Genomic DNA, 13,032 nt, shown 5'->3' with positions numbered 1-13,032 from the left:
GCCGGGCGGGGCGCGGGCGCAGCTCCACGGAACCGGCTCCCCGCGCGGCGCCACCCTCGCCCGAGCGAAACGTTTGCGTTTCGTTCCGGAGCCATCTAGGCTAGCTGTACGAAACGGTTTCGTTTTACCTGTTCGTCATCCGAACCACGACTGGAGTACGTCCCCATGGCTCACACAGCCGCCGCACCGGACACGGTGTCGCTCGGGAAGACCGGTGCGCAGGCCGAGGAGGCGGGGCCCCGCCACCGGTGGTGGATCCTCGCCGTCATCGGGCTCGCCCAGCTGATGGTCGTGCTGGACGCGACCATCGTGAACATCGCCCTGCCGTCCGCCCAGGCCGACCTCGGATTCTCCGACGGCAACCGGACCTGGATCGTCACCGCCTACTCGCTCGCCTTCGGCAGCCTGCTGCTGCTCGGCGGCCGGATAGCCGACCTCTTCGGCCGCAAGCCCGCCTTCCTGGTCGGCGTCAGCGGCTTCGCGGTCGCCTCCGCCGTGGCCGGTGCGGCCACCAGCTTCGAGATGCTCGTCGCGGGCCGCGCCCTGCAGGGCCTGTTCGGCGCACTGCTCGCACCCGCCGCGCTCTCCCTGCTGACGACCACCTTCACCGATCCCAGGGAACGCGCGAAGGCCTTCGGCATCTTCGGCGCGATCGCCGGCTCCGGCGCGGCCGTCGGCCTGCTCCTCGGCGGTGTCCTCACCGAGTACATGGACTGGCGCTGGACCCTCTTCGTCAACCTCTTCATCGCGGCCTTCGCCATAGTCGGCGGCTCCCTGCTGCTCCGGCGCACGGCCCGTGACCGCGGCTCCAGGCTCGACATCCCCGGCACCGTCCTGGTCACCACCGGCCTCTTCAGCATCGTCTACGGCTTCTCCAACGCCGAGTCCCACGACTGGAGTTCGCCGCTGTCCTGGGGCTTCCTCGCGGCCGGCGCCGTCCTGCTGACGGCCTTCACCCGGTGGCAGACCAAGGCCCCGCACCCGCTGCTGCCGCTGCGCGTACTGCTGGACCGCGACCGCGGCGCGTCCTTCGTCGCCATGCTGGTCTCCAGCGCCGGAATGTTCGGCGTGTTCCTCTTCCTCACCTACTACCTCCAGCTCAGCCTCGGCTTCTCCGCCGTCCAGACGGGCCTGGCCTTCCTTCCGATGGTCGGTGCCCTCATGCTGAGCGCCACCCTGTCCACCAGCACCCTGCTCCCGCGCATCGGGCCGAAGATCGTGGTCCCGCTCGGCATGGTTCTCGGAGCCGTCGGCATGGTCTGGCTGACCGGCCTCGGCCTGGACAGCACCTACGCGGCCCACGTCCTGCCGCCGCTGCTGGTCACCGGCCTCGGCATCGGCCTGATCATGGCCCCGGCCATGAGCGTCGCCACCAGCGGTGTGGCCGCCGAGGACGCCGGAGTGGCCTCGGCCTCCGTCAACACGATGCAGCAGATCGGCGGTTCCATCGGCACCGCCCTGCTCAACACGCTCGCCGCCAGCGCCGCCACGTCCTACCTGGTCGGCAAGAACCCCACCGACAAGCTCACCCAGGCACAGGCCGCACTGGAGTCCTACTCCGCCGCCTACTGGTGGTCGGCCGGCTTCTTCGCGGCCGGCGCGCTGGTCACGGCCCTGCTCTACCGACGTGGCGTCCCGGCGGTCGACGCCGACGCCGCCCCCACCGTCCACATGTGAGCGGCATGGGACGAGCCGCGCCCGCCCGTGGGGACGGGGAAGGCGCGGTGACGGGGGCGTGACGGGCCCGGTGCTTTCGAGCACCGGGCCCGTCGGCGTCGCGGCGTACGCGGGGCCGCGCTTCTCCAGCACCGGGCCCGTCCACGAGGGGCCGCACTTCTCCAGCACCGGGCCTGTCCCGTCGCGCGGTGTTCCCGAGCACCGGGGGCCGTAGACGTGGCGTCCGTGGCCGTACGGCGTCATCGCGGACGAGGTGCCGACCGGGCCGGAAGGGGACGTGGTCGTCAGGGGCCCGGTTCCGCACGTCGACCGGCCCGCCACGCCGGCCCGCCCCACCGTCCCGGCCGGGGAGGCGGGGCCGCGGCTCGACGCCGGCCGGCGGAATGCCCCGGCCCGCCGAGAACACCCCGCACTCGGCGACGAGTCGGCCGCGGGAGCAGGTCGTGGCCCAGGTCCACGGGGTCGGCCGCGGGAGCGGGAGGGGCTGGACGAAGGGGGTCGGCCGCGCGGGAGTCGCCGAAGGCGCACTTGCACCACGGAAACCGATCTGTTTTCCTGAGGGGAAACAGATCGGTTTCCGATCGGTGCATCTCCACGAAGAGTGACAAAGGGGAACAATGTCTACCGCCATCGATCGCGGGGCGCCCGCCTCCGGGACATCCGGCTCGGGCCTTCGCGGCTCACACAGCGTGCGCTGGTGGGTGCTTGTCGTGCTGGGCGTGGCACAGCTCATGGTCACGCTCGACGCGACCGTCGTGAACATCGCGCTGCCGGCGGCCCAGCACGACCTCGGTTTCAGCGACGGCAGCCGACAGTGGGTCGTCACGGGTTACGCCCTCGCCTTCGGCAGCCTGCTGCTGCTCGGTGGCCGGCTCGGCGACCTGTTCGGCCGGCGTACCACTTTCGTGACCGGCCTGATCGGTTTCGCGGGCGCCTCCGTCGCCGGCGGCGCGGCCAGCAGCTTCGAAATCCTGGTCGCGGCACGCGTGGCCCAGGGCCTGTTCGCCGCGCTGCTCGCCCCCGCGGCACTCTCCCTGCTCAGTGTGACCTTCACCGAGCGGGCCGAGAGGGCGAAGGCCTTCGGCATCTTCAGCGCGTTGTCGGGTGCGGGCGCGGCCATCGGGCTGCTGCTGGGCGGCATGCTCACCGAATGGGCGTCGTGGCGCTGGGTGATGTACGTGAACGTCGTCTTCGCGGCCGTCGCACTGGTCGGCGCAGTACTGCTGCTGGCCAGGCCCGCGATCGCCGAACGGCCCCGCATCGACCTTCCGGGGACCCTCGCGGTGAGCGCCGCCCTGTTCGCCGTCGTCTACGGGTTCGCGCACGTCGAATCGACGAGTTGGACCGACCCGGTCACCCTCGGATTCCTGATCGGCGGGGTGGTACTGCTCGCGGTGTTCGTCCGGGTGGAGTCCAGGGTCGCGCATCCGCTGCTGCCGCTGCGTCTCGTACTGGACCGGACCCGCGGCGGTTCCTTCCTGGCGGTGTTCATCTTGGGCATGGGGATGTTCTCGATCTTCCTGTTCCTGACCTACTACCTGGAGGCCAGCATCGGCTACTCGCCGATCGAGGCCGGTCTGTCCTTCCTGCCGATGGTCATGGGCATCGTCGCCTCGTCGACCACCGTGCCCTCGCTGCTGCCCAGGGTCGGTCCCAGGATCGTGGTCAGCGCCGGCTTCCTGATCTCCGCATCCGGCATGGCCCTGCTGACCCGGCTCACCCTGGACAGCACCTATGTCGCCGACATCATGCCCGGCATGATCCTTCTGGGCCTCGGCATCGGCGCGGTGATGACCACCGCGTTCCAAGGTGCGACCGCAGGCGTGCACCACGAGGACACGGGCGTCGCCTCAGCGCTCATCAACACCAGCCAGCAGGTGGGTGGCTCGATCAGCACGGCACTGCTGACCACTGTCGCCTCATCAGCCGCGACCGACTACCTGACCTCGCACAAGCCCAGCGCACTGACCGCGGCGCAGGCCGGGGTCGAGAGCTACACCGCCACCCTCGCGTGGGGCGCCGGGATCTTCGTGGTCGGTGCGGTGCTCACGGCGTTCCTGCTCCCGAACTCGGCTCTGGCGCCCTCGGAGGGCGAGCCCGTGATCGCCCACTGAGCCGGGTTTCCGAGACCGACGGGCACCTGGTCACGGCGGCGGGCGGGCGGACCCACGACGGGGAAGCCTCCCGGCCTGCCGTCGCCGCGTGTGCCCCCGGCTGGCGGCGCGTCAGCCGTCCACCCCGGGCGTACCGGCCGCCCGCCCGCGGGCGCGCCGGCCGCCCGCCCGCGGGCCGTACCAACCGTCCACCGGCGGTCGCACCAACCGTCCACCGGCAGTCGCACCAGGCGCCTGCCGACGGGCGCACCCCCCATCACCCCGCCCCACCGGCCCGTCACCCCGCCCCGAGGCGTGCTCCGCCGTGGGCGGCGCGGAGGCGCGGAGGCGCGCAGGCGCGGAGGCGCGGGGTCCGACGGAGCCCCGTAAACAGGTCGGTTTCCATTTCTCCGGGGGCGGGTTAACCTCGCAGTATGACCACCAGGGTGAAGCAGAGTTCCCGAGAGCGGCTGCTGGACGCGGCGGCCACGCTCACCTACCGGGACGGTGTGGGAATCGGTGTCGACGCGCTGTGCAAGGCGGCGGCGGTGTCCAAGCGTTCCATGTACCAGTTGTTCGCGAGCAAGGACGAACTGCTGGCGGCAAGCCTGGAGGAGCGTGCCGCCGGATTCGTGGCCGGGCTCCTGCCCCCGGCGGACGACGGCAGCCGTTCCCCCCGCGAGCGGATCCTGTACGTCTTCGAGCAGGTGGAACTACAGTCGGGCGCACCCGAGTTCCGAGGCTGCCGGTACCTGGCCGCTCAGATCGAGCTGAAGGACCGGAGCCACCCCGCGAGCCAGGTGGCGCACCGGATCAAGGGGAACCTGACGGCCTTCTTCCGTACCGAGGCCGACCAGGGCGGGGCGCGCGACCCGGAGCTGCTGGCACGGCAGCTGATCCTGGTCTTCGACGGCGCCAGCGCCCGCGCGGGAATCGGAGCCGACACGCTGACAGGGCTCGTGGCCCCCACGGTGAACACCCTGCTCGACGCGGCGGGCCTGCGCTGACCCCTGGCGTTCCCGCCCCACGCGCCATCGCGGACCCCGTCGCCGCCGACCGGCGGAGCACGGCACTGACCAGCCGGTTCCCGGAAGCCCTTCCGCCTGGCAGAAGCGGCCTTGCGCGGTGGACACGGCGCTCAGGACCCTGATGCCCACCACGGCACGCGGGGCGCCGACGCCCCGCCGACAGGGACGGGAACGCCATGCCCCACATGACCGCCTTCGCCAGGAACCAGTGGTACGTCGCCGCCTACAGCCACGAGGTGGGGCGCGAGGAGTTGCTCGGGCGCACGGTCCTCGGGGAGCCGCTCGTCCTGTACCGGACGGAGGAGGACGGAACCCCGGTCGCGCTGCACGACCGCTGCGTGCACCGCCGTTTCCCGCTCTCCGAGAGCCGCCTGGACGGCGACCGGATCGTCTGCGGTTACCACGGTTTCACCTACGACACGACCGGCACCTGCGTGTACGTGCCGGGGCAGAAACGCGTTCCACGCACCGCCCGTGTCGCCTCCTACCCGGTGGTCGAGCAGGACTCCCTGGTGTGGGTGTGGATCGGCGATCCGGCACTCGCCGACCCGCGGGCCGTCCCACGCGCCCGCCACCTGGACTCGCCCGGCTGGACCACCGTCCGCGGCATGGAAGCGATCGACGCCGACTACGGGCTGCTGGTCGACAACCTCCTGGACCTGTCCCACGAGACGTATCTGCACGGCGGTTACATCGGCACGCCCGAGGTCGCGGAGACGCCCATCACCACCGAGGTGGACGAGGGCGCGGGCATCGTGCGGGTGAGCCGGCACATGGACGACGCCGAGTGCCCGCCGTTCTACGCCCGTTCGACTGGCATCGAGGGCCGCATCACCCGCTGGCAGGACATCGAGTACCACGCGCCCTGCCTCTACCTGCTGCACAGCCGCATCGCGCCGGCCGGTGTCCTGCCGGAGGCCGACGGCACCGACCCGAACGGCTTCCACACTGAGATCACCTACGCCATCACGCCTGCCTCGGACGGCAAGGTGTACGACTTCTGGATGGTCTCGCGGGACTGGGCGACGGACGACGACGAGGTCACCGAGTTCCTGCGGGGCAACAACCACACGGTCGTCATGCAGGACGTCGACGCGCTCAACCTCCTTCAGCGCACGCTCGGTTCGGAGCGGTCGGGCTACCAGGAGCTGAGCATCAACATCGACACCGGCGGCCTGGCGGCCCGCCGGATCCTCGCCCGTCTGGTCGAGGAGGGCGACAAGCCGCGGGAGAGGGTCCGGTGAGCGGCCCCACCGGCGAGGTCTACCGCATCGCCTGGCTGCCGGGCACCGACCTCCTGCACGGCACCTGCCACTGCGGTGCCGAGCACACCGCCCAGGACCCGGTACTGATGTGGGAGTGGATGCTCGCCCACCCCGAAGGCCACCTGCCCCCGGCGCACGAGGCGAACAGCGCGAACACCACGTACGTCACGGACACCACGGACACCGCGAGCACCAAAGACACTGCGAACACCGCGGGGACCGCGGACACCGCAGACACCGCGCACGCCGACTCCACCAACACCGACACGAAGCACGGAAGCGACGCATGACCACGGTCCACGAAACCCACCTCGTCGTCGACGGTATGCGATCCGTGGCCGACGGTGTACAGGCACTCACCCTGCGCCATCCGCTGGGCGACCCCCTGCCCGCCTGGGAACCCGGTGCCCATGTCGGCCTTCTCCTCGGTCCGGGCCTGGAGCGCCAGTACTCGCTGTGCGGCGACCCGGCGGACCGCTCCGGCTGGCGGGTCGCGGTGCTGCGGGAGCCGCGGGGCCGCGGCGGATCGGCCTATGTGCACGAGCAGTTGGGTCCGGGCGACACGGTGCGGGTACGGGGTCCGCGCAACCACTTCCCGCTGCGGCCCGCGCCCCGCTACCGCTTCGTCGCGGGCGGCATCGGGATCACCCCGATCCTCCCGATGCTCGCGGCGGCCGACGCGGCGGGCGCCGAGTGGACCCTCCTGTACGGCGGCCGCTCCCGCGCCTCGATGGCGTTCACCGAGGAACTGGCGCGGTACGGCGACCGGGTGACCCTCGCCCCGCAGGACGAGGCCGGGCTGCTCGACCTCGGCTCCGTGCTGGACGCGCTGCCCGAGGGGACCCTGGTCTACTGCTGCGGTCCCGGTCCGCTGCTCGACGCGGTCGAGGCACGCTGTCCGTCCGGCGCGCTGCACGTCGAACGGTTCCAGCCGAAGGGGCAACAGGGCGGCGAGGAGCGCGCGTTCGAGGTCGAGCTGGCCCGCAGCGGCCGGACGCTGACCGTCGCGCCCGACGTCTCGGTGCTGGACACCGTCCGCGCCGCCGGAGTCGAGGTGCTGTTCTCCTGCACCGAAGGAACCTGCGGCACCTGTGAGACCGATGTCCTCGACGGCATCCCCGACCACCGGGACTCCGTCCTCACGGACGCGGAGCGGGAGGCCGGGGAGTCGATGATGATCTGTGTCTCCCGGTGCCGGGGGGAGCGGCTCGTGCTGGACCTGTGAGGCAGGGGTCCTCGAATAGTCCCGGGCGGATCCCGCGCGGTCCCTGATCCGCGGTTGGGCGCAGCCTCTTCCCCTGGATGCGGGTCGGGGCCGACGTGGAACTGCCGTGGAGGCAGGAGGCGTCGGGGAGGGCGAGTCGGCGGGAGTCGGTGGCCGACGCGCTGGAGTCGGTCGGTCTGGCGGACGCGCCGGTGGAGGCGGACGTACAGGCCGGCGGAGGGACGGACGAGGGGACGGTGTCGAGGACGGACCCCCCGCCGTCCCGCTGACCCGGGCGCCGTCGGCGACCTGAACGCCGACGGTGCCCGGTCAGGCCTCGGGGGCCGGGACCACGCTGAGGTGCCCCGCGGTGCGGCGCGGACGCCGTACTCCGCGCGGCGCCGGCGCGGGTGCCTCGCGCAGCACCATCGTCAGCCGCGTGTACCCCATCTCGCGCAGGGTCCGCGGAGTCTCGCCGACGATACGGCACTCGGTGGCGGCCCGGCGCGGATCGGGATGGAGCAGGGTGCGGACCGCCCCGTCGTGCTCGACGGCGTCCTCCCCCATGGCGCGCACCCAGTGCGGCAGGCCCTGCCGGTAGGCGGCCTCCATGAGGGGATCCTGGGCGATCTCGCGGCGGATCGCCTGGAGGACGGGGTCGTGGCCGTGCCGCTCCAGGGTGGCGGCGAACCGGGCCAGCACCGGCAGGCACCAGCCGGCCTCGTGGTCGCCGAGGACCGAGGGCGCGTCCGGGTGGAAGAGGACGAACCGCAGGAAGTTGTCGTCCGGCAGGGCCGTCGGATGCGGGCTCACGTCCCGGAAAAGTGACGCGAAAGCGGCGTTGGCGAGGACGACGTCCCAGCGGTGGTCGAGTACGACGGAAGGGAAGGGCACGGCCTCCAGGTACGTGGCGTAGTCCCGTAGATAGGACTGGGCCTCGGGACTCTCGGGGACGGGCCGCGGTACCGACCGCTGCCCACCTGCCTGATATGCCATCGGGAGGTCACCCCTCTTGCCTCTGCGGCCTTCACGCGGCGTGCCGATCCTGGTGCCCGGCGCGCGGCGTGTCAACTATCGTGGCATTCGGCGCTCGTTGACGGCTGAAATTGGCCACAGTTGTGGCGAGACCTGGATGTGAGTTCGAAAGACCGGTTAGTCTCCGGGCAGTTCACGGCGATCGCGTGTGCCCGTGAGAGGCTCGTGAGAGACGTAGGAGACCTGTCGGTGACGGATGGCTTCGAGGTTCCGGGCGCCACGGCGACGGTGCTGCTGTCGGCCGTCGTCGCCCGTGTCACCGCTCTCGCCGACCGGCTCGGCGTGCCGCACGCGGAGGTCTTCGGCACCGGGCGGCTCTCCGTCGCCTCCGGCGTCCCCGAGTCCGTGGTCAAGTCCCTCCTGAGCGGCCGCCCGGCGGGCGAGCCGGACGTGCAGGCCCGGTTCCTGCAACGCCTGGACCTGTTGCGCCGCACCAGACTCAAGCCCAACGGCCGCAGGTACACCCAGCAGGAGATCGCCGACGGCGCCGGTATGTCGCGGCAGCAGGCGGGCGCCCTCATCAACGGCGACCGCCGTCCCACCATGGAGCACTGCGACGCCCTCCAGCGCTTCTTCCGCGTGCACGCCGGCTTCCTGACGGCGGAGGATCCCGAGGCGCTCGCGGGCGCCCTCCAGCACATCGAGCAGGAGCTGCTCCAGAAGCTCGCCGCCAGGGAGGCGGCCGCGGCCGTCGAGGATCCGCTGGAGCGGCTGCTCCAGGACCACGGAGTCCGCGGGATCGCGTGGCGGGCAGCCCAACTGCCCACCGACCAGCACCGCGACAAGGTCGCCGAATGGCTGGACATGCTCCTGGAGAGCGTGAAGCGGCCCGAGTCGTGATCCGGGGGAGAACTGGGAGAGCTGTGGGCATCGCCAAGGACATGCGCCGTCTGTGCGGCGAGCTGGTCGCGGAACTGACCCTCCCCGCCCCCGCCGCCCCGGCCGACCTGTACGGGGCCCTGTGCGACGGCATGAGCCGCCGCCGCGGCCGCCCGGTCACCTTCCGTACGGCCGCGTTCCCGACCGGCACCGCCAGCGGCCTGTGGCTCGACATGGCCGACCAGGACCTCGTCGTGATCGAGGAACGGACCGCGCCGGACCACCAGTTGGTGATCCTCGGCCATGAGCTGTGGCACATGAACGCGGGCCACTGCGGCCACCACGTGGAGGGCGCCGCGGTCGCCGCCCGGCTGCTCCACGACGGCGCCGACCTGGAGGCGGCGGTCCGCAAGGTCGCCGCACGCACCCGGTTCGACCAGGCCGACGAACGGGACGCCGAGAGCTTCGGCCTGCTCCTCGCCAGCAAGTGCCGTACGTGGCTGGCCGGTTCCTCGCCGCGCGGGCAGCGCGATCACCTGGCGGGCCGGATCGAGGCCGCGCTGGGGTACCTGGGGCCGCAGGACCGGGCGTGACCGTCGGGCCAGGGCCGGTCAGGTCAGGTGGCGCTGCGCTCGCCGGCCTCCTTCAGGTCGCGCTCCCCGACGGCGGGTGACGCTCCCGCGCCGGGGCGGCCCTCGCTCAGGAGGCCACGCCAGCGGTCGCGGCTCCAGTCGGCCGGCGCCGTGGTGCGGGTGAACTCCTCGATCAGGGCGCGGAACCGGGCCGGGTCGGTGTGGAACGGGAAGTGCCCGGCGCCCTCGAAGATCTCCAGCCGGCTGCCGGGCATCGCCGCGTGCGCCCCGTACGCGTGCCGTACCGGCACCACACTGTCCCGGTCGCCCCACAGGAGCATGGTCGGCATGCCCTCCGTCAGATAGCAGCGGTCCAGCATGGTCACGACCTGGCCGCGCCAGTCGACGACCGCGCGCAGGGTGCGGATGAAGGCGTTGCGCGAGGTCTCGTCCGGCAGGGCGTCGACGAGCGTGAGCAGCTCGGGCGCGTCCTGCCCGAGATCGGTGTCGAGGAGTTTCATCAGCCGTACGGCGAGGCCTACGGGGAAGCGCATGCCGGGCAGCCGCAGCGCGGAGAGCGCCAGGTGGGCGCCGGGCAGCGACACCAGCCGCAGGCCGGGGTTGACCTCGCGGCCGACGCCGCCCGCGCTGACGAGGACGAGGCGTTCCGTGCGTTCGGGGAACTGGTAGGCGAACTGCATGGCCACTCCCCCGCCCAGCGAGTGGCCGACCAGGGTCGCCGACTCGATGCCGAGCGTACTGAGCAGGTCCCGCAGTCCGTTGGCGTAGGCGGCCACCGAGTAGTCGGCGCGCGGCTTGTCGGAGGCGCCGTGGCCGAGGAGGTCCGGGGCGACGACGGTGTGCGTGCGGGCGAGGTCGGGGATCAGCTCCGCCCAGGTGGCGGAGGAGTCCCCGATGCCGTGGACGAGGACCAGCGCGGGGCCTTCCCCGGCCATCCGGAAGGCGCGCCGGTAGCCGTGCAGGACAAGGTGGCGCACCTGGAGTTCGCCGTCGCCGACCCGGCGCAGCCGCGGCGGCCGGGCGGGGCGGGGCTGGGGGGTGTCGACCATCGGTTCGCCTCCCGTCACCCTGGCCTCCGGCGGTCGGCCGAAAGCCCCTGCGTCCAGGGTAGGGACGGTTTCCCCCAGGGGGTTTCGGTCAGGTTTCACCTCCGCTAAGCGGGCGAACCGCAGCCGGGGCGAGCCGGATTGTCAGTGGTGCGCGGCAAGCTGGAGGGTGCGCCGCCGTACGGGGGCGTGCGCGCCGCCGGGCGCGTGGGAGACGACGCCGACACGGGGAGAGCCGACCGATGCCCACTGCCGTAATGACCGACCGCGAGCGCACCGCCGTGCAGGCCTACCTGCGGCTGCTGCACACCGTCCGGGCGGCGTTCGGGGACGACGCCGGCGGTCCGCCGTGCGACCGCCTGCCCCCCGTGGTCCCGCCCGCCGTCCTCGCCGAGGCGGAGCAGGCCCTGGCGGCCGCGGGCCTCGCGGGCAACGAGGAGGAGTTCTTCCGCCTGCTGCAGAACTGGTACCCGGACCGATGACGGACCGTGCAGCGGCGCCGCGGTCGCCCGCGCGGGCGACCGGTCCGGCGGGGCTCAGCCGTGCGGGACGGTGATCGCCGTCGCCACCAGTCCCCGCCCCACGGTCCAGCCGCCCTCGAAGTGTCCCAGGCGGCAGCCGTCGACCACCGGTCCCGGGACGAGGAGGCGGGCCCGCAGGGTGCCCTGCGCACCGCCCTCGGGGCCGGCGTCGATCTCGATGTCGGCCTCGCTGAAGTCCAGCCACTTCCGGGTGAGCGGGAACCACGCCTTGTAGACGGACTCCTTGGCGCTGAACAGCAGCCGGTCCCAGTGCACTTCGGGCCGGTCCGCGGCGAGCCGGCGCAGCCGTTCCCGCTCCGCCGGCAGGGCGATGGCGGACAGGACGCCGTCGGGCAGCGGCTGGTGCGGTTCGGCGTCGATGCCGATCGAGGCCAGGTCGGCGGCCCGGACCAGGGCGGCCGCGGCGTAGCCGTCGCAGTGGGTCATGCTGCCCGCCAGCCCGGCCGGCCAGGTCGGGGCGCCCCGTTCGCCGGGCAGCACGGGCTGCGGGGGCGCGCCGAGCTTCTCCATGGCGCGCCGGGCGCAGGAGCGTACGAGGGTGAACTCGCGGCGGCGTTTGGCGACGGCCCGCGCCACCAGCGCCTCCTCCTCCGGATACAGGGGTCCGCCGCCGAACTCGCGGACGCCGTCCTCGCCGTGGGCCTCGACGGCGATCACCGTCTCCGGCAGCAGTTCCTCGATCACGCGCTCTCGTCCTCCCAGGGCAGGATGCGGCGCAGCCGGCCGGGCGGCTGCGGGCGTTTGCGCCACTCGCGGGGGTAGCCCACCGAGACCTCCTCGAAGCGGACGCCCTCGTGCCAGGTCGTCCGCGGGATGTGGAGGTGGCCGTAGACCATGGCGGCGACCCGGAAGCGGCGGTGCCAGTCGGCGGTCAGCCGGGTGCCGCACCACATGGCGAACTCGGGGTACCACAGGACGTCGGTGGGGTGCCGGTCCAGCGGATAGTGGTTGACGAGGACGGTGGGGAGGTCCGCCGGGAGGGCGGCGAGCCGGCGCTCGGTCTCGGCGACGCGGGCCCGGCACCAGTCGTCGCGGGTCGGGTAGGGGTCGGGGTGCAGCAGGTACTCGTCGTTGCACACGACGCCCGTGCGGTGCGCGTAGGCGAGGCCCTCCTCCTTGGTGGCGCAGTCGGCCGGGAGGAACGAGTAGTCGTACAGCAGGAACAGCGGGGCGACCGCGACGGGGCCGCCGGGGCCCTCCCAGACGGGGTAGGGGTCCTCGGGGGTGGTCACGCCCAGCTCGCGGCACACCTGCACGAGGTGCTCGTAGCGGGCGACGCCGCGCAGGGTGACGGCGTCCTTGGGGTGGGTCCACAGTTCGTGGTTCCCGGGGGCCCAGACGACCTTGTGGAAGCGGCTCGCGAGGGTCTTCAGCGTCCAGCGGATGTCGGCGACGCTCTCCGAGACGTCACCGGCGACCAGCAGCCAGTCCTCGTCGCTCTCCGGCGCCATGCGCTCGACCAGGGCCCGGTTCTCGGGATAGCCGATGTGCAGATCGCTGATGGCCAGCAGCTGCCCGGCTCCACCGGCCGTCGACGTCACGCTCTGCTCCCGTTCCCCGTCTGTCACCCGTCACCGCACGCGCGAACGGCGCCGCGGCCCACCCATCCTTACCCGCGTGCGCGCTCCGTACGAACATGTTCGGAACATCCGTAACACGGGCGTTGCACGCGGCACCTCCGGGAAGCCGTATGATCGCCCCAACACCACCGCCACGACCTGCCTTCGCGC

General features: G+C 72.5%; 14 protein-coding genes. 10 read left to right on the top strand and 4 right to left on the bottom strand.

Translation table 11 applies throughout. The annotated features are described in order from the left end of the window. Window positions 1–165: 165 nt before the first annotated feature. The 7 genes from ACFYO5_RS13740 to ACFYO5_RS13710 all read left to right on the top strand — a co-directional run bounded on the left by ACFYO5_RS13740 (window position 166) and on the right by ACFYO5_RS13710 (window position 7,557). Entirely contained in the window at window positions 166–1,677 is a 1,512-nt protein-coding gene (locus ACFYO5_RS13740; RefSeq protein ID WP_388708122.1) for an MFS transporter, read from the top strand. A 617-nt stretch (window positions 1,678–2,294) separates the two neighbouring features. After that, window positions 2,295–3,791, top strand: a complete 1,497-nt coding sequence (locus ACFYO5_RS13735) for an MFS transporter (protein WP_388708120.1) — start codon at window positions 2,295–2,297, stop codon at window positions 3,789–3,791. A 413-nt stretch (window positions 3,792–4,204) separates the two neighbouring features. Beyond that, a complete protein-coding gene (locus tag ACFYO5_RS13730) occupies window positions 4,205–4,777 on the top strand; it encodes a TetR/AcrR family transcriptional regulator (RefSeq protein ID WP_388708118.1) in 573 nt (190 codons plus the stop codon). Between the two features lie 197 nt (window positions 4,778–4,974). Beyond that, complete coding sequence (locus tag ACFYO5_RS13725) at window positions 4,975–6,042, top strand: aromatic ring-hydroxylating dioxygenase subunit alpha (RefSeq protein WP_356569625.1); 1,068 nt, start codon at window positions 4,975–4,977, stop codon at window positions 6,040–6,042. Continuing rightward, window positions 6,039–6,353 carry a hypothetical protein gene (locus ACFYO5_RS13720; protein WP_388709276.1) on the top strand — a complete coding sequence of 105 codons (315 nt, stop codon included), beginning with the start codon at window positions 6,039–6,041 and terminating at the stop codon, window positions 6,351–6,353. Before ACFYO5_RS13725 ends, ACFYO5_RS13720 begins: the two co-directional genes overlap by 4 nt. Next, window positions 6,350–7,288 (top strand): PDR/VanB family oxidoreductase, encoded by a 939-nt coding sequence (locus ACFYO5_RS13715; protein ID WP_388708115.1) that lies wholly within the window; start codon window positions 6,350–6,352, stop codon window positions 7,286–7,288. The genes ACFYO5_RS13720 and ACFYO5_RS13715 overlap by 4 nt, the downstream gene beginning before the upstream one ends. 77 nt (window positions 7,289–7,365) lie before the next feature. Next, window positions 7,366–7,557 (top strand): hypothetical protein, encoded by a 192-nt coding sequence (locus ACFYO5_RS13710; protein ID WP_388708113.1) that lies wholly within the window; start codon window positions 7,366–7,368, stop codon window positions 7,555–7,557. A gap of 40 nt (window positions 7,558–7,597) precedes the next feature. On the opposite strand, the gene ACFYO5_RS13705 is transcribed toward ACFYO5_RS13710, so the two are convergent. After that, entirely contained in the window at window positions 7,598–8,263 is a 666-nt protein-coding gene (locus ACFYO5_RS13705; RefSeq protein ID WP_388708111.1) for a hypothetical protein, read from the bottom strand. Between the two features lie 228 nt (window positions 8,264–8,491). Here ACFYO5_RS13705 and ACFYO5_RS13700 point away from each other — a divergent pair, with 228 nt between their 5' ends. Together ACFYO5_RS13700 and ACFYO5_RS13695 are read left to right on the top strand one after the other, a co-directional pair. After that, window positions 8,492–9,142 (top strand): helix-turn-helix domain-containing protein, encoded by a 651-nt coding sequence (locus tag ACFYO5_RS13700; RefSeq protein ID WP_388708108.1) that lies wholly within the window; start codon window positions 8,492–8,494, stop codon window positions 9,140–9,142. A gap of 41 nt (window positions 9,143–9,183) precedes the next feature. Beyond that, window positions 9,184–9,714 (top strand): toxin-antitoxin system, toxin component, encoded by a 531-nt coding sequence (locus ACFYO5_RS13695; RefSeq protein ID WP_388709229.1) that lies wholly within the window; start codon window positions 9,184–9,186, stop codon window positions 9,712–9,714. 23 nt (window positions 9,715–9,737) lie between these two features. On the opposite strand, the gene ACFYO5_RS13690 is transcribed toward ACFYO5_RS13695, so the two are convergent. Then, window positions 9,738–10,763: an alpha/beta fold hydrolase gene (locus ACFYO5_RS13690; protein ID WP_388708105.1), complete on the bottom strand. Its 1,026-nt coding sequence runs from the start codon at window positions 10,761–10,763 to the stop codon at window positions 9,738–9,740. Window positions 10,764–11,002: 239 nt separating this feature from the next. Between ACFYO5_RS13690 and ACFYO5_RS13685 the strand changes: the two genes are divergently transcribed. Next, window positions 11,003–11,242 carry a hypothetical protein gene (locus ACFYO5_RS13685; protein WP_356569635.1) on the top strand — a complete coding sequence of 80 codons (240 nt, stop codon included), beginning with the start codon at window positions 11,003–11,005 and terminating at the stop codon, window positions 11,240–11,242. Between the two features lie 54 nt (window positions 11,243–11,296). Here the strand turns inward: ACFYO5_RS13685 and ACFYO5_RS13680 are convergent, their stop codons facing one another. After that, window positions 11,297–11,986: a 4'-phosphopantetheinyl transferase superfamily protein gene (locus tag ACFYO5_RS13680; protein ID WP_356569637.1), complete on the bottom strand. Its 690-nt coding sequence runs from the start codon at window positions 11,984–11,986 to the stop codon at window positions 11,297–11,299. After that, window positions 11,983–12,843, bottom strand: a complete 861-nt coding sequence (locus tag ACFYO5_RS13675) for a metallophosphoesterase family protein (RefSeq protein WP_388708102.1) — start codon at window positions 12,841–12,843, stop codon at window positions 11,983–11,985. The genes ACFYO5_RS13680 and ACFYO5_RS13675 overlap by 4 nt, the downstream gene beginning before the upstream one ends. Window positions 12,844–13,032 lie beyond the last annotated feature (189 nt).

The organism is Streptomyces sp. NPDC006259, from assembly GCF_042870975.1.
Lineage (GTDB): Bacteria > Actinomycetota > Actinomycetes > Streptomycetales > Streptomycetaceae > Streptomyces.
This window is presented reverse-complemented; position numbering and strand designations above follow the sequence as displayed.

Excerpts from the sequence above, each read along its gene's own strand:
- ACFYO5_RS13740 (WP_388708122.1), top strand. The coding sequence starts at position 166 with ATGGCTCACACAGCCGCCGCACCGGACACGGTGTCGCTCGGGAAGACC.
- ACFYO5_RS13735 (WP_388708120.1), top strand. The coding sequence starts at position 2,295 with ATGTCTACCGCCATCGATCGCGGGGCGCCCGCCTCCGGGACATCCGGC.
- ACFYO5_RS13730 (WP_388708118.1), top strand. The coding sequence starts at position 4,205 with ATGACCACCAGGGTGAAGCAGAGTTCCCGAGAGCGGCTGCTGGACGCG.
- ACFYO5_RS13725 (WP_356569625.1), top strand. The coding sequence starts at position 4,975 with ATGCCCCACATGACCGCCTTCGCCAGGAACCAGTGGTACGTCGCCGCC.
- ACFYO5_RS13715 (WP_388708115.1), top strand. The coding sequence starts at position 6,350 with ATGACCACGGTCCACGAAACCCACCTCGTCGTCGACGGTATGCGATCC.
- ACFYO5_RS13710 (WP_388708113.1), top strand. The coding sequence starts at position 7,366 with ATGCGGGTCGGGGCCGACGTGGAACTGCCGTGGAGGCAGGAGGCGTCG.
- ACFYO5_RS13705 (WP_388708111.1), bottom strand. The coding sequence starts at position 8,263 with ATGGCATATCAGGCAGGTGGGCAGCGGTCGGTACCGCGGCCCGTCCCC.
- ACFYO5_RS13695 (WP_388709229.1), top strand. The coding sequence starts at position 9,184 with ATGCGCCGTCTGTGCGGCGAGCTGGTCGCGGAACTGACCCTCCCCGCC.
- ACFYO5_RS13690 (WP_388708105.1), bottom strand. The coding sequence starts at position 10,763 with ATGGTCGACACCCCCCAGCCCCGCCCCGCCCGGCCGCCGCGGCTGCGC.
- ACFYO5_RS13685 (WP_356569635.1), top strand. The coding sequence starts at position 11,003 with ATGCCCACTGCCGTAATGACCGACCGCGAGCGCACCGCCGTGCAGGCC.